Below are 15,647 nucleotides of genomic sequence, written 5' to 3' on the forward strand. Positions count from 1 at the left end.
GACTACGCCCCCCTTTTTTGCACGCAGGCTGCAAGCCGTGCGGTGCGCCTTCAGATAGGTCGCATCGATCATGATTGTCTTTGGATCGGCGCCTTCGGCGGCCAGGCCGACCATGATCCGGGCGAAGACCCCGTTATCGCTCCAACGCTTCCAACGATTGTAGAGGGTCTTGGCTGGCCCATATTCCTTCGGCGCATCGCACCATCGCAATCCATCGCGATTGATGAAGATAATACCGCTATCGCACTTTACTGCATCTTGTTTGTCTGGGGCTGACAGAACTAGTCTTTAGGCAAGAAGTTCAGCAGAATTGTGACACGCACTCGGCAGTGCCTTTTTTGGATGGACTGTTGGGCCACAGGCAACAGCGTCTGGTTCCTGCTGACAGTATCGCCGTCACCACCGAGGCAAATTCAAAGCCGCCGCTGCATTGGCGGAGGTCCAAGCTTATTACGGTAACCTCCATCATGGATCTCCTCGCTGGCCTGCCCATATCGAATGGTCCGATTTAAGTCTTAGGGCATCATGGGTCTTTGTGCCAAGGCAGGCGCCGACGGGGAGAGGGCACGTCTCGCTTTGATAGCCAATGAATGGCCTCGGGCGCGGGTGGTCTGTAGCCAAGGGACGAGTGTGGCCGCACTGTGTTGTAGTGGACGCGTCACGTCTCGATCACCACGCGAGCCTCGGCGAGTGAATAGAAGATCTCGTCGTTGATCAGCTCGTCGCGGAGCTTCGAATTGAAGCTCTCGCAGTAGCCCGTCGTCGGGGAAACAGTCCCCCGGACTGTTTCCTGATCCTCCTCCATCCCACAGGCTGCCTGGTTCTATGAACAGCGTCTTTGCTCCTACGATCAATCCAGTAGCGAACGGCTTGGCTAAGCGCTCCGGCCCATTGTCCGATCGAACATGGCTAGGCACGCCTCGCAAGATGAACAGGTCGGTCGAGGCACATCGATCACGGCCGCCGAGTTCAGCTTCCGGTCGATCCTGATGGCCAGGCACTCCCGGGTGAACTCGTCGATCACATTGAGCATGCGGAACTTCCTTCCATCGTGGGTCCGGCTCTCCACGAAGTCGTAGGACCAGACGTGGTTCGGCCGCTCCGGCCGCAGACGGATGCAGGACCCGTCACCCAGTCAGAGCCGGCCCTTCTTGGGTTGCTTCTGGGGAACCTTCAGCTTCGCGGGGGAAACACCCCGCCGGGCCTTTCCCGATCCTCCTCAGTCCCGCCGCCAGATCCGCTCGACGCGCTTGGTGTTCACGATCCAGCCGGGATCACGCAGCATGGCCGTGATCCGGCGATAGCCATAGCGCCCATACTGGCTGGCAAGCAATGTCCGCCGTCGGTGCGTCTTCGTCGGGGCGTTCACGCGGCAGGCGAAGCGCTCTGAGACAGAGAACTTCACCCGCACATGATCGACGCAGGCACGGCGGCGGGCGGGGCTTGATAGTTTCCCGAGGCAGCTTCCTTCAGAATATGCTTCTCGAGGGTGAGGTCCGAGACGGCCTTCCTGAGCCGCTCGTTCTCCTTCTCCGGCTCCTTCAGCCGCTTCACCTGGTCGGACTTCAGCCCGCCATACTCCTTGCGCCATCGGTAGCAGGTGAACTGGTTCGGCATGACACTTGAACCGGTGGCGTGCTCATGCCTCACCACCGATCAACCGCACCGCCTCGGCCACAGACTGACCTTGCGATACCAGCACGTCGACCTGCCGAAGCTTCGCAACGATCTCTTCCGGCTTGTGTCTCTTCTGGGGCATTCCTGCATCCGCCAAATGATTCAAAGCCATACTTCAGGAAGGACCACTTTCCAGGGGGCAGGCCAGTAACAGGAGCTGCCACGGAATGTTCCCATGCGCTCAAGGGCCCGCTTCCTGCCAGCATCGGGTGGGGCCAGGATCTTTTACAAGCTTCCCTTCAGTTCATAGTGGAGCCCTTCAGGCGCATAGCGCAGATCCGCGCGGCCGTCGAAATAGGATGGCACAACCCGCTCGGTCAGGCGCGCCCCGAAGCCCTTTCTGGAGGGCGAGGCCACCTCTGGACCGCCCCGCTCCTTCCAAAGGAATGTGAAGGCCCCTTCTGACGTCACGCTCCATGAGATGTGGATCCGGCCCTGCTCGTTCGACAACGCGCCATATTTTGCCGCATTGGTCGACAGCTCATGAAGTGCCAGCGCCAGCCCCATGATCTGCTGCGCGTTCACCTCGACGCTGTCCCCGTCGATGATGAAGCGGTGCCCGCCGTCGTTGTGAGGTGCCAGAGCGCCCTGGACGATCTCGTGGATGTCGGCCGTTTCCCACCTTTGCTCCGTCAGGAAATCCTGAGCGCGCGCCATCGCCCCGATCCGGTCGGCCACCGCGCCCGCGGCCTCCTCCAGCGTGGCGGCAGCCCGCAGGCTCTGGGTCACCACCGCCTGGATCATGCTCAGGGTGTTCTTCATGCGGTGGATCATTTCCCGCTGGATGACCCGCTGCTGACGTTCCCAGTCCCGCCGCTCCTCCAGCAGGCGTTCGGTCCGGGCGAGCTTGCGCTCGCCCTCAAGGTGCTGGCCGATCAGCTCGGCGAAAAGCTCGAAGGTCGCGATCGTCTGCGAAGACTTGAGCTTCCGGGGGGCGGGATCGATGGCGCAGAGGGTGCCGAAGAAGGCGCCATCCGGAAGATGGATGGGAAAGGAGACATAGCTTTGGAAGCCGTACATCAGCGGCGTGTCGTGATCACAGTAGACATCGTCCTCTGACACGTTCTCGATGATCACCGGCGTAGGCATCTGGCGGATCTCGTGGCAGATGGTTGTCTCCACCGGCAGTTCGTCACCCGTGGCCAGGCCAAAGTCGATCTCGTCCTTGACGGCGCAGGCGATCCAGCGGCCTTCGGTTACTCGTGCAACCGCCGCAAAACCCATCCCCGTCATCTGGCAGACCACGTCGAGAATGGAGGAAACGGCGGAAATGGAAGCGATGATGTCGAGATCCGTCTGAAAGTCATGGGTCCTGCTTGTCATCCCGGTCCTCGGCGCACTGCAACTTGCGGCATTTATACGAGCAAATGACGGAAAATAAACTGCTGGCCCTCCAGGGACGCGGCGATGGCCGGGAAGAGCAGCATGCTGATCCCGCCTGGCTTTCTCCCGTTACCCCCCGAACTGTCCCCCGAAATTGTGGATAAATGAGATGCGCCTCAAGTCCGCCATCCTTTCCTCGTCTTGCCGCTGCTGTTGCCCTATACCGCCTGCGCAGAACAAGCTGATGCAACAGCCGATGCCAAGACCGGCCAAGGTAGAGCCAAGGAGACGCCGACATGAGCGACGACCACATGACTGCCCCGGCCGTGGCTCCCGAGCAGGGCGGTGGAGCCGCCGAGGAGCTGGCTTATCGTCTTCGGCAGCAGCAGCTTGCCGCGGACTTCGGCCGATACGCGTTGAGCACCCATGACACCGATGCGCTGCTGCAGGAGGCCTCCCGGGTCTGCGCCCTTGGCCTGCACAGCGCATTCTGCAAGGTCATGGAGTATCTGCCCCAGGAGGATCAGTTCATCGTGCGGGCTGGTGTAGGCTGGAAACCCGGGGTGGTGGGACATGCGCGGGCCGGAGCCGATAGGGCAAGTCCGACAGGCTACGCCTTCCAGACCGGCGAGCCGGTCATTTCAAATCACCTGCAACAGGAAACCCGTTTCCGCACTCCGTCGATACTTGCGGATCACGGGATCAAGCGGGCGATCAACGTAATCATTCAAGGCGATAACCAGCGCTACGGCCTACTTGAAGTGGATAGTCCGACCGAAGGCCGCTTCACCGAGGCGGATCTGGCGTTTCTGCAGGGATTTGCGAACCTCCTTGGCGTCGCGATCGAGCGGCAGCAAGCTGAAGGAGCGTTGCGAGCCAGCGAGGCACGATTGCATGAGGTCATCGCGCATCAGGAGGTTCTGACACGCGAGATCAGCCACCGGGTCAAGAACAGTCTGGCCATGGTGGCGGGCCTGCTGAGCATGCAAGGACGCTCTTCTTCCGATCCTTCCTTGAAGCAGGCGCTCGAGGACGCGCGCGCCCGCGTGGCGACGATCGCGCAGGTTCATGACCGGCTGTGGCGTGCGGATGAGGTGCAGACGGTCAACCTCGCCGAGTTCATGGGCGCTTTGTGCGACCAGATCCTTGCAACAGCCACACCGGGTCACACCCTGAACTGCTCCTTCGCGACGCTCATGATGGCGACGGATCAGGCTGTACCGCTGGCACTTCTGGTGAACGAGCTAGTGACAAACGCGTTCAAGTACGCCTACCCGGATGGCAGTGGGGAGGTGTGGATCACCATCCAGCCTGGTGAGCCGGTGCACATCCGCCTGACGGTTCATGACGAGGGCCAGGGTCTGCCCCCGGGCTTTGCTGCCGAGAGTTCTACAAGTCTGGGCATGAGGTTGATCGTCAGCCTGGCTCAGCAGTTGGGCGGCCAGCCGGAATGGCAGAAGGCCGATCCCGGTACACGGTTCGTGGTGCAGTTCACCGTGCAGGAGCCCTCCACGCTTCAGGCGTGAGAACTTGTCAGAGGCTGCCGCGCAAGGCGAAAGCTCGGGGCCCGAAATGTTCGACCTCCCTGGTGGAAGCTCTTGAAGCCGTACTTGGGGTGTCAGATGCACAGAAGGCGGGCTCTGTCGCAAATCGTTCGGCATGGCACATGGCGTCGGCGACTTCCTCGGCATAAACGGCGACCGTCTTCTTGCCCAATTCGTTGGCGGGCGCACATCATGCGAATGGCAACTCTCCCCCGGCTGGCCCCTAAAATCTTTCTGAACATCATCTTTGCCAGCGACCTTCAGCCAATCAGGTGCACTCGGGCCAATACGAAGACAGCCGGGAAGATGGTCTTATGCTGTGCCACTATCACCTGGCGATCCCGGTTGCGCTTTCAACGTCCGCCTTCGATCACATTGCGCTGGCACCTGACCGGCTGATCCCGGTCGTCGGCAGGGAAACCCATGAGCAGCCGCTGCACCGCTTGCCCGGCACGCGCAAGGAGCCGGTACCGCATTTAGCCTTCGAACACAGTCCCGGCATGGGCCGGATCCTGTCGGCTGACTTGCTTGCGCGGGACCGTGACCTGCATCTGTCGCCGGTGCTCAGTTCGCACCTAGCAATGGTGTTGAAGGCCCTCGCGGCCGCAAGAAAGGGTATAGCCTGGGTTCCGCAAAGCCTTGCAAGGAACAAACTGGGATCAACGGGGCGCCTGGCCTCTGGCAGGCCGCGGGAGTGGAAGTGGGATATAGACGTTCGTGTTGCCCTGTTCCGCTCTGGCGCGCGCATGTGTGACCCTGCTGAACGGTTTTGGGATCTGTTGCGCGAGGCGCTTAAAGCGTTTCCCTTTAGCCTGACGCATAACCTGCAGCGTGTAAGCGCCTCCAGCATTCTTTGTGCACCGAACTGCAGCGCTCTCGTCTCAAGCGGTGCTGCGTCAGGTGGGTATCAATGATGGTTTCAACATCGTCCCGCGCTCCGGCACCCCGGCAGCTCTACCGAGCGGCCGCGCTTGCGCAGGACCAACGTAATTGTTCGACTGCCCTCCTCGGCTAGTCGCCGAATCCACCGCCGGAGCGTCGCAAGGCCGACCCCTAGCCCCAAAAATGTGAAGGATCCCCCTGTCCACGCTGTTGCTCTCAGCAAGGTTCCCCTGAACGAGCAGAAGTAAGATCTATGCCCGACGCAGAGCCTTAGCCCCGACACTGCCCGTTTCTTTGCCATCGCCTTTGCCGCTGACCGACCATCCCAAGAACCCTGTCTCCCATTTAACGACAATGTATTTCACGTCAGCGGCGTCGATCATCGCCCCAATCTAACCAGTGAACATGATCTGCAAGGGCCAGCTCTGGTCCGAGCTCCGCAATATTCAGCAATTCTGTCAGTTCGCGGCCTGAAGCCGGCGAAGTCGCTGATCCCCTGTCGCACGGCAAGCGGTTTGCGACGCCACCGCTCAGTGTTGCAGCGCAACCGTCTTTACGCGGGTAAAGCCATAGAGCGCCTCGAAGCCTTTCTCTCGGCCGTGACCGGACTTCCCCACTCCGCCGAAAGGCAGCTCGATCCCGCCTCCGGCTCCGTAGTTGTTCACGAACACCTGCCCGCACCGGAGTCTGCCAGCCATCCGCAACTGTCGTCCGCCATCACGCGTCCAGAGACCAGCCACCAGTCCATAGTCGGTCCCGTTGGCAATCCGCAGGGCCTCGTCGTCGTCGCCGAACGGGATCAGCACCTGCACCGGCCCAAAGATCTCCTGGCAAGCAAGGGGGTGGTCTGGCGGGACTTCAGCGAAAAGCGTTGGCAGGACGTAGTTCCCCCCGGCCGTCGCACCGGGATGCAGTTCCCCCTGCGCCGCAAGCGTCAGCTCTCGCCGTCCCAGTTCAATGAAATCTTGTACGATCCGCTGCTGCTTGCGAGACACCAGCGGGCCGAGGTCATGATTGTCCCGGGCGGGCCCAACCACCAGCGTCCGGTAGATCTCGATCATCCGGCGGCGCACCTCGTCATAGATACCACGCTGTACCAGCACGCGTGAGGCAGCGGAACAGGTCTGCCCCGCGTTCTGCATGCAAGCGCCCACCAGTACCGGCATGGCACGATCCAGGTCTGCGTCGTCGAAAACGATGTGGGGTGACTTGCCGCCCAACTCTAGCGTGACGGGAACCACGTTCCGTGCGGCGGCTTCCTGGACCCGCATGCCGGTTCCCACCGACCCCGTGAAGGACAGGTGGTCAACGCCAGCGTGCCCCGACAATGCGGCCCCCACATCGGCGCCAAGACCCGTCACTACGTTCAGCGCGCCTGCCGGCAACCCTGCCTTTGCCGCAATGTCGGCAAAGACCAGCGCCGAAACGGAGGCATCCTCGGCCGGTTTCAGCACAACGGAATTGCCGGTCGCAAGGGCGGCAGCAACAGCCCGTCCCAAGATCTGCATCGGATAGTTCCAGGGAATGATTATACCGCAGACGCCATGCGGCTCGCGCAACGTAAAGACCGTGAAGCCCTGCTGATAGGGGATCGTAGTGCCCATCAACTTGTCCGCGGCGCCGGCATAAAACTCCAGGTACCGCGCGAGCGCGACTGCATCCCGGCGAGACTGGTCCAGCGGCTTGCCGACGTCCAGCGTCTCGATCATCGCAAGATCCTCGGCCCGTTCCAGCACCAGTTCCGACATGCGCATGAGGATGCGGCCTCGTTCGGTTGCCGTCAGGCCGCCCCACTCACCCTCCAGGGCCGATCGCGCCGCGCCCACCGCCTGATCAACATCTTCTGCCGTGCCGCGCCCGATCTGGGCGATTACGGTTCCGGTCGAAGGATCCTCCACCGGAATCGTCCCGGCCCCCGCGGGTGCCACCCACGTGCCATTCAGGAAGATAAGGCGCGTGTCGATCCGCGTCAGCTTGTCGAGGGTCATGTCTCGTCCTGTCATCGTCTGGAAAATGTCGCCGCGGCGTCTCCCGGCATCTTGTGGCCATGCCCGTCAGCCGCCAAGCTTCCGCAACAAGGCGCCAGCCTGCGTCGGTCACAACGCAAGAGGAACGGATGAACGGCATGATAGTGGGTATGGTGGGGGTAGGCCTGATGGGCCATGGGATCGCCCGTAACCTTGCGGCAAAGGGCTGGCCACTGCGATTCCTGGACCATTCCGGCAACCAGCCGGTCGACGACCTTCTGGCGCTCGGCGCAAGCCGCGTCGGCAGGCTGGCCGACTTGGCGGAGTGCCAAGTCGTCATCCTCTGCGTCTCCGGCACCCCTCAGGTCGAGGCGGTGCTGCTGGGCTCTCAAGGTCTGCTGGCGTCGATCCGGCCGGGCACGGTGATCGTCGATTGCTCGACTGCGGTCCCCAGTTCGACACTGCGCTTGGCAGGGTTGGCACGGGAGTCCGGCTGCGGGTTCATGGACGCTGCCATGACCCGTACTCCGCAAGAAGCGGAACAGGGCCGCCTGAACCTGCTGGTCGGCGCGGATGATGACCTGTTCGACCGCATGCGTCCGCTGCTGGACTCCTTTGCGGAAAACATCTTCCATGCGGGCGATGTCGGCACAGGACATACGCTGAAACTGCTGCACAACTATGTGTCGATCGGCTGCGCAACCCTGATCAGCGAAGCCGCCGCCTGCGCCCGCAAGAGCGGCATTGCTGACGCGGTCTTCGTCGATGCACTGGCCAAGGGCGGCGGGCACGGCGCGGCGCTGGACCGGATCGCGCCCTTCCTGCTGTCGGGCGACCCCTCGGGGATGAAGTTCTCTATCGCGAACGCCGCCAAGGACCTGTCCTATTATCTGCGCCTGTCCTTGGATGTCGGCGCCGCGCATCACGCCGCCGGGGGCGTGGACGCGGCGCTGCAGTCTCTGGCCCAGGGCGGCTTCGCCGACAGCTACCTGTCCGAAGCCCCCGCCTTGTTCGCCGCGCCGGACAAGCTGCCCCACGATTAGCCCACGACCACTGGCCAGGGGCGTGCAGGTGGGGCGATGCGTTCCCACGCCCGCGCGGCGCGCAAGACCCCGATGTCGTCGAAGCGGCGGGCTGCGATCTGCAGCCCGATGGGCACGCCGCTGCGGTCATGGCCGCAGGGGACAGTGATTGCCGGCTGTTCGCCGATGTTGAAGGGCGCGGTGAAGCCGATATGCTGCATCGCGCGGGCCACGTCGTTGTCCGCCGGATAGGCCCAGTCCGCCGGAAATCCGACATTGGGAGAGACCGGCGACAGGATCAGGGTCAGATCGGCCGTCGCCTGCGCGGTGCGGCGGCGGATCTCGACCGTGGCGCCATAGCTGCGCCAGACGTCCTCTCCGGACCGGCCCAGACCCGATTCCGCCCATTCGCGCACCAGCGGCAGGATCGCCGCACGCTGTGCAGGGTCCAGCGCCAGCACGTCCAGTCCGGCCCGCGTACGCCAGAAATCGTCGAGGCCCTGCAGCAGGTCGGGGGTCATCCACGGGTCGATGGGCTGGACGATGGCACCGGCCTGTTCGAACAGCGCGGCCGCGGCGGTGACGGCGTCGTGCACCTGCGGGTCGACCGCCAAGCCGCAGCCCGCATCCATCAGCAGGCCCACGCGCAGGCCCGTCAGGTCGCGGTTCAGGTCCAGCCAGTCGATCGTCGCGGGCGGCAAGGACATGTGGTCGCGCGCGTCCGGCTGCGACAGCACCGCCATGGCCATCGCGGCGTCGCGCGCCGTCCGCGTCATCGGTCCCGCCGCGCGGCCCATGAAGGGCGGGTCGATCGGCACCCGGCCCAGGCTGGGTTTCAGTCCCACGAGCCCGCACCAGGCCGCAGGCAGGCGGATCGAGCCGCCGATATCGGTTCCCAATTGGATCGGCCCGTAGCCCGCCGCCCCCGCGGCCCCGGCTCCAGCACTGGACCCGCCGGGGTTCATGTCGGTGTTCCACGGGTTGCGTGCCAGCCGGTGAAAACTGGACAGACCCGACGACAACATCCCGAAATCGGGCATTGTCGTGCGGCCCAGAAAGACTGCTCCGGCCTCGCGCATGCGGGCGGCGGGGGGCGCATCCTCGGCCCGCGGGGTCATGTCGCTGACCGCGGTGCCCAGGGGCATGGGCACGCCGCGTGTCGCGATGTTCTCCTTGATGGTAATCGGCACGCCATCCAGCGACACGCCGTTCACCGTCACCTGGTCGCCCCGCCGCCAGCGGCCCTCTGACGCGCGGGCGGCCTCCAGCGCCAGGTCGTGATCGACGGTCCACATCGCATTCAGCACCGGCTCGCAGGCGTCGATTCGCTCCAGGACGGCGCGGGTCACCTCGACCGGCGACAGTCTGCGGGCGGCAAAGCCCGCGGTCATCGCGGCGGCGGTCAGGTCGTGGAGTGCTGTCATGGGGTCCTCAGGTGATCTGGGTCAGCAGGCCTGCCGCTAGGCGCGCACGCTCGGACAGGCTGGAGACCTGGATATGTTCGTCCAGCGTGTGCAGGCCGCGGCCCCGCACGCCGATGCTGTCCAGCGTGGGCACCCCCATCGCGCCGGTGAAGTTTCCGTCCGATCCGCCCCCGGACCGGTCCGACGACAGGTCGAACCCGATCTGCGCCGACAGGTCGCGCGCCAGGTCGTACAGCGCCATCGTGCCCGGCTGCGGCTCCCAGACCGGGCGGGTAACGCCGCGGGTGACGGTGAAGTCGACCCCGTCGCGTTCACCCTGCAGGGCCAGCATGGCCGCGACGCCGCGGTCCAGGTCCTCCTGGGTCTTGGCCATGGACAGAACCTCGGCCCGGCATTCGGACGCGACGCAGTTGACCCATTGGCCGGAATGGATGACGCCGACCGAAAACGTGCAATCCTCGGTAGTCATCGCCTCGACCTCCAGGACGCGGCGGGCCATCGCGGCGATGGCCGACCGCCCGTCCTTCAGCGCCCAGCCCGCGTGGCTGGGGCGTCCGTGCGTCAGCAGGTCGAACCGCGCGATGGCGTACCGGCCCACGACCGCGCCCCCGTCGGGCAGCGCGGGTTCGGGGACCAGAACGGCGCGCTGCCCGCGGGCGGCATCCTCGATCAGGCTGCGGGTGGCGGGGGTGCCGACCTCTTCGTCAGGCGTGAACAGGAAGGTCACCGGCAGCGGCGTGGTCAGGCCCCCGCGCGCGATCTGGCGCATCGCCTCCAGGAAGACGTAATTGCCGCCCTTCATGTCCATGATGCCGGGACCCCAGGCCTTGCCGTCCTGCACCCGGAAGGGCAGCTTTTCCAAGGTCCCTTTCGGGTGGACCGTATCCATGTGCCCTGACACCAAGATGCCCGGCTTGCCCTGATCGGCATGCGGAAAAGTCGCGCGAATGGAGGTGCCGAAACCCTTGATCCCACGCACCGTTTCCACCGTGGCCCCGATGGCCGACAGGTCACGCGCGGCCAGGTCCATCATCCGGTTGACGGCGGCCGCGTCCCAGGTGGGGCTTTCGCACTCGATCCACGGGCGCAGGCCCGCCAGCATCGCCTCCGCGTCGAAGGGCAGGTCGACCGCGCTCATGCCGCCACCGGCAGACGGCGTTCGATCAGGCGCGCATAGATCGAGGCGCCGATGGGCAGGATGCCCTCGTCCAGCACGAAGCCCGGATTGTGCAGCGGCACGGTGCCCGCGTGGCCCACATTGCCATAGGCGCCGGGGACCTGCTGCAGCATGTCGGCGAAATCCTCGGACCCGGTAAAGGGCTGGGAATCGTCGCGGACGTTGTCGGCCCCCAGCACGTCGGCCGCGGCCTGGGTCCAGGCGTCGGACAGCTCGGCATCGTTCACCAGCACGTCGAAGATCTCGCGGAACGCGCAGGTGATCTGCAGATTGAACGCTTGCGCGGCCCCGTCGCAGATGGCGCGCATCCGCGCCTGCATCAGGTCGCGGACCTCGGGTCGGAAAAAGCGGATCGTGCCGGCCAGGGTCGCGGTCTCGGGCACCACGTTATAGGCGCTGCCCGCATGGATCTGGGTCACCGACAGCACGGCCTGATCCAGGGGCGCGACGTTGCGGCCCAGGATGGTCTGGAACTGCCCGACCAGCCCCGATGCCGCGACCAGCGCGTCGCGCGACTGCTGGGGCATCGCGGCGTGGCTGCCCTTGCCCGTCACGGTGATGTCGAAGAACGACGCCCCCGCCATGGCCGGACCCTTGCACAGGGTGGCGCGGCCGGGCTGGCCGGTCGGCTGGTTGTGCATGCCATAGACCTCGTCCACCGGGAACCGCTGGAACAGCCCGTCGGCAATCATCGCGCGCGCGCCGCCCAGACCCTCCTCGGCGGGCTGGAAGATCAGGACGGCGGTGCCGTCGAAATTGCGCGTCCGCGCCAGATACTGCGCGGCCCCCAGCAGCATCGTGGTGTGGCCGTCATGGCCGCAGGCATGCATCTTGCTGGCCTGCGTGGACGCATGCGGCAGCCCCGTCGCCTCGTGGATCGGCAGCGCATCCATGTCGGCGCGCAGGCCGATGCGGCGGTTGCCCTGGCCCCGGCCGCGCACGATGCCCACGACGCCGGTCCGGCCCACGCCCTCGTGGACCTCGTCGACGCCCCATTCGCGCAGTTTCGCGGCGACGACCGCGCTGGTGCGGACCTCCTCCATGCCGATTTCCGGGTGCGCGTGCAGGTCGCGGAAGATCTCGGTCAGGTCCGGGACGGCGGCGTCGATCTCAGGCAGGTTCGGCATGTCTCACCTCTGGCATGGCGCGGAAGTTCTGAAAGTCCCAGGACCGGCCGGGAGCGGCCTCGATCAGGGCGCGGGTATAGGGATGGGCGGGCGCGGCCAGCACCTGGCCCGCGGGGCCGTGTTCCACGACGGCGCCGCGTTGCATCACGATCACCTCGTCGCAGATCTGGGCGGCGACGCGCAGGTCGTGGGTGATGAAGACGATGGCGATGCCCAGGTCGCGCTGCAGCTGGTCCAGCAGGTCCAGCACCTGCGCCTGCACCGACACGTCCAGCGCCGACACGGCCTCGTCGGCCACCAGCACGTCGGGGCGCATCATCACCGCGCGGGCGATCGCGATCCGCTGCCGCTGCCCGCCTGAGAACTGGTGCGGGTAACGGGCCAGCGCATCGGCGGGCAGCCCCACGACGCCCATCAGGCGCGCGGCCTCGGCCAGCGCGTCACGCCGCGTGGTGCCATAGTTCAGCGGCCCCTCGATCAGGCTCTCGCCGATGGTCCAGCGCGGGTTCAGCGACCGCATCGGGTCCTGGAACACCACCTGAAGCTTTTGCCGGTGCGGGCGCAGGGCGCCGCGCGAAAGGTTCGCGATGTCGGCATCGTCCAGCAGGATGCGCCCCGAACTGGGGTCGATCAGCCGCATGATGCAGCGCGCGACGGTCGATTTGCCCGACCCGCTTTCGCCCACGATGCCCAGGGTGCGGCCGCGTGACAGGGCAAAGCTCACGTCGCGGGCGGCATGGGCTTGGGGCAGCTTGCGCAGGATGCCGCCGCCGCCATAGATCTTGTTCAGCCGCTCGACCCGCAGGACCGCGTCATCCGTCGCGGGCCGGGGGTCGCGGGGCGACAGGCTGGGCACGGCCTTGAGCAGCTTGCGGGTGTAATCCGCCTGCGGCGCGCGCAGCAGGGTCTCGACCGCGCCGTGTTCGACGATCTCTCCCTGCTTCATGACATAGACGGTGTCGGCGATCTCGGCGACGACGCCCATGTCATGGGTGATGAACAGGACCGCCGTCCCGTGGTCGCGCTGCAATTCGTCGATCAGCGCCAGGATCTGTTTCTGCGTGGTCACGTCCAGCGCGGTCGTGGGCTCGTCCGCGATCAGCAGCACGGGTTCCAGCACCAGGGCCATCGCGATCATGATCCGCTGGCGCTGACCGCCCGACAGCTGGTGCGGATAGCTGCGGAAGATGCGGTCAACGTCGGGCAGATGCACCTGTTCCATGATCGCCACGGCCCGCCTGCGGCGTTCGGTGGCGGGCAGGTCGGTGTGCAGCTCCATCACCTCCATGATCTGGTCGCCCACCCGCAGGACCGGGTTCAGCGCGGTCATGGGTTCCTGAAAGATCATCGCGACGCGGGCCGCGCGCAGGTCGCGCATCTGCGCCTGCGTCAGCGGCAGCAGGTCGCGGCCCTGCAGCGCGATGGTTCCGCCCGCGACGCGCAGCGCCTGCGGCAACAGCCCCATGATCGCCAGCGAGGTGACCGATTTCCCCGACCCGGATTCGCCCACCAGGCAGACGGTCTCGCCCGCGCGGATGGTCACGTCGATGGATTTCAGGACGCTCGGGTTGCCCGGCGTGTCGGGCAGGGTCACGGTCAGGTTGCATGTCTGCAGCACCACGTCGGCCGCGTCGAAATCACGTGTCTTGAACTGCATCAGCCTGCCCTCTTCTTCAGCCGCGGGTCCAGCATGTCGCGTGCCGCGTCGCCCAGAAGGTTGATCGACAGGATGCACAGCGACAGCGCGATGCCCGGATACAGGATCAGCTCCGGCTTGATGCGGAAGAACAGCCGGCCCTCGGCCATGATGTTGCCCCAAGTGGGGGTCTCGGTGCTGACGCCCGCGCCCAGAAAGGACAGGATCGCCTCGGTCAGGATGGCGGAGGCCAGGATGTAGGTGCCCTGCACGATCAGCGGCGCGGTGGTGTTCGGGACCAGGTGGCGCACCAGGATCTTGCGCATCGGCGTGCCGAGCGCGATCGCGGCCTCGACATAGGGTTCCTCGCGCGCGGACAGGACCACGGCGCGGACCAGCCGCACGACCCGGGGGATCTCAGGGATGGTGATCGCGGCGATGACCGATCCGACTGACGGCCCGTTCAGCGCCACCAGCGCGATCGCCAGCAAGATCGACGGGATCGCCATCAGCGCGTCCATCATCCGCATGATGATGGCATCCGCCGTGCGGAAGAAGCCCGCGACCATGCCGATGACCAGGCCCAGCAGGATCGATACCACCGCCGTGGCGATGCCAATGATCAGCGACAGCTGTCCCCCGATCAGCACCCGGCTGAAGATGTCGCGGCCGAAGTTGTCGGTGCCAAGCGGGTGACCCTCGGCCGGACCCTGCAGGCGGGCCATGGGATTCATGGTAAGCGGGTCGTGCGGCGCGATCCAACCCGCCAGCAGTGTCAGCGCGACAATGATCGCCAGCACCAGCGCCGCGATCCTGCTGCCCGGGCCGAATTGCGGGAGGCGCAGCGCGCGCAGGACCGGCTGCATTGCCGAAGTCGGTTGCGGTACCTGTGCCATCAGTAGCGGATCCTTGGGTCAAAGAGGCTGTAGCTGAGGTCGATCAACAGGTTCACCAGGACATACAGAAAACTGGTCAGCAGGATCATTGCCTGGATGACCGGATAGTCCCGCGCCAGGATCGCATCGACCGTCAGGCGGCCCACGCCGGGAATGTTGAAGACGGTTTCCGTCACGACCACGCCCCCGATCAGCAGCGCGAAGCCCGTCCCGATCACGGTCAGAATCGGCACGGCGGCGTTCTTCAGCGCGTGGCGGAACAGGACGGTGCGTTCGGGGGCGCCCTTAGCGCGGGCGGTGCGGATGTAATCCTCGCCCAGCACCTCCAGCATGTTAGCGCGGGTCATGCGGGCGATCAGTGCGACATAGATCGTGGACAACGTCAGCGCGGGCAGGAAGGCGTTCGACAAAAACCCTCCCAGGCCCGACGACATGGGCGTATAGCCCTGGACCGGGAACCAGCCCAACTGCAGCGAGAAGATCAGGATGAACAGGTATCCGATCACGAAGACCGGGACCGAGAAGCCCAGCACCGAGAATGTCATCACCGCGTAATCGGCGGCGCTGCGATGCTTCCACGCGGCCAGCACACCCATCGGCACGGCCAGGGCCACCGACATGATGATCGTCAGCACCGCGATGGACAGCGTCGGCGCGACACGGTCGGCGACCATCGAGGCAACCGGCGTGTTCGAGATCAGCGACACGCCCAAGTCGCCCTGCAGCAACCGCCCCACCCAGGACATGAACTGCACGTGCAGCGGGTCGTTCAGCCCCATTGCCTCGCGGATGCGCTCCAACTGGGCGGGGGTGGCCATGTCGCCCGCAATGATGGCCGCGGGGTCACCGGGCGTCAGACGCAGCAGCAGGAAGACAAAGACGGCGACCAGCAGCATCACCGGAATGACGGCAAGGCACCGCCGCAGGATATACCCAAGCATCAGGTTCCTCCGATCGGGTGGATTGGGGGCG

Annotated in this window: 11 protein-coding genes and 2 pseudogenes (1 of these 13 running past the window's edge); 3 read left to right on the forward strand and 10 right to left on the reverse strand. The window is 65.3% G+C overall.

Going from position 1 to position 15,647, the window contains the following annotated elements:
- From ACZ2G3_RS15325 to ACZ2G3_RS15335, 3 genes and pseudogenes are all read right to left on the reverse strand, one after another.
- Nucleotides 1-240, reverse strand: a pseudogene (locus ACZ2G3_RS15325) (IS5 family transposase); its annotated part reaches 416 nt to the left of the window's first position; the annotation flags it as partial.
- Nucleotides 241-523: 283 nt separating this feature from the next.
- Nucleotides 524-1,759, reverse strand: a pseudogene (locus tag ACZ2G3_RS15330) (IS3 family transposase).
- A 143-nt stretch (nt 1,760-1,902) separates the two neighbouring features.
- Nucleotides 1,903-3,000 carry an HWE histidine kinase domain-containing protein gene (locus ACZ2G3_RS15335; protein ID WP_470396850.1) on the reverse strand — a complete coding sequence of 366 codons (1,098 nt, stop codon included), beginning with the start codon at nt 2,998-3,000 and terminating at the stop codon, nt 1,903-1,905.
- A gap of 296 nt (nt 3,001-3,296) precedes the next feature.
- Between ACZ2G3_RS15335 and ACZ2G3_RS15340 the strand changes: the two genes are divergently transcribed.
- Together ACZ2G3_RS15340 and ACZ2G3_RS15345 are read left to right on the forward strand one after the other, a co-directional pair.
- The gene (locus ACZ2G3_RS15340; protein WP_470396851.1) at nt 3,297-4,526 is read left to right on the forward strand and encodes a sensor histidine kinase; all 1,230 of its coding nucleotides are present in this window, start codon (nt 3,297-3,299) and stop codon (nt 4,524-4,526) included.
- Nucleotides 4,527-4,858: 332 nt separating this feature from the next.
- Nucleotides 4,859-5,458, forward strand: coding sequence for a LysR substrate-binding domain-containing protein (locus ACZ2G3_RS15345; RefSeq protein ID WP_470396852.1), 600 nt, complete (start codon nt 4,859-4,861; stop codon nt 5,456-5,458).
- A gap of 498 nt (nt 5,459-5,956) precedes the next feature.
- Here ACZ2G3_RS15345 and ACZ2G3_RS15350 read toward each other — a convergent pair whose 3' ends face one another.
- Nucleotides 5,957-7,414, reverse strand: a complete 1,458-nt coding sequence (locus ACZ2G3_RS15350; protein ID WP_470396853.1) for an aldehyde dehydrogenase family protein — start codon at nt 7,412-7,414, stop codon at nt 5,957-5,959.
- 59 nt (nt 7,415-7,473) lie between these two features.
- Between ACZ2G3_RS15350 and ACZ2G3_RS15355 the strand changes: the two genes are divergently transcribed.
- On the forward strand, nt 7,474-8,436 hold the full coding sequence (locus ACZ2G3_RS15355) for an NAD(P)-dependent oxidoreductase (protein ID WP_470396854.1): 963 nt from the start codon (nt 7,474-7,476) through the stop codon (nt 8,434-8,436).
- On the opposite strand, the gene ACZ2G3_RS15360 is transcribed toward ACZ2G3_RS15355, so the two are convergent.
- From ACZ2G3_RS15360 to ACZ2G3_RS15385, 6 genes are read right to left on the reverse strand one after another with little or no spacing between them, the layout of a single operon-like run.
- Entirely contained in the window at nt 8,433-9,839 is a 1,407-nt protein-coding gene (locus ACZ2G3_RS15360; RefSeq protein ID WP_470396855.1) for an amidase, read from the reverse strand. The two genes, ACZ2G3_RS15355 and ACZ2G3_RS15360, sit on opposite strands and share 4 nt — an antisense overlap.
- 7 nt (nt 9,840-9,846) lie before the next feature.
- Complete coding sequence (locus ACZ2G3_RS15365) at nt 9,847-10,977, reverse strand: M20/M25/M40 family metallo-hydrolase (protein WP_470396856.1); 1,131 nt, start codon at nt 10,975-10,977, stop codon at nt 9,847-9,849.
- Nucleotides 10,974-12,143, reverse strand: a complete 1,170-nt coding sequence (locus tag ACZ2G3_RS15370; protein WP_470396857.1) for a M20 aminoacylase family protein — start codon at nt 12,141-12,143, stop codon at nt 10,974-10,976. The genes ACZ2G3_RS15365 and ACZ2G3_RS15370 overlap by 4 nt, the downstream gene beginning before the upstream one ends.
- Nucleotides 12,127-13,800: an ABC transporter ATP-binding protein gene (locus ACZ2G3_RS15375; RefSeq protein WP_470396858.1), complete on the reverse strand. Its 1,674-nt coding sequence runs from the start codon at nt 13,798-13,800 to the stop codon at nt 12,127-12,129. The genes ACZ2G3_RS15370 and ACZ2G3_RS15375 overlap by 17 nt, the downstream gene beginning before the upstream one ends.
- Entirely contained in the window at nt 13,800-14,675 is an 876-nt protein-coding gene (locus ACZ2G3_RS15380; protein ID WP_470396859.1) for an ABC transporter permease, read from the reverse strand. Before ACZ2G3_RS15380 ends, ACZ2G3_RS15375 begins: the two co-directional genes overlap by 1 nt.
- The gene (locus tag ACZ2G3_RS15385) at nt 14,675-15,616 is read right to left on the reverse strand and encodes an ABC transporter permease (protein WP_470396860.1); all 942 of its coding nucleotides are present in this window, start codon (nt 15,614-15,616) and stop codon (nt 14,675-14,677) included. The genes ACZ2G3_RS15380 and ACZ2G3_RS15385 overlap by 1 nt, the downstream gene beginning before the upstream one ends.
- Between the last annotated feature and the right edge of the window lie 31 nt (nt 15,617-15,647).

This window comes from Paracoccus sp. KKT209 (assembly GCF_055635455.1).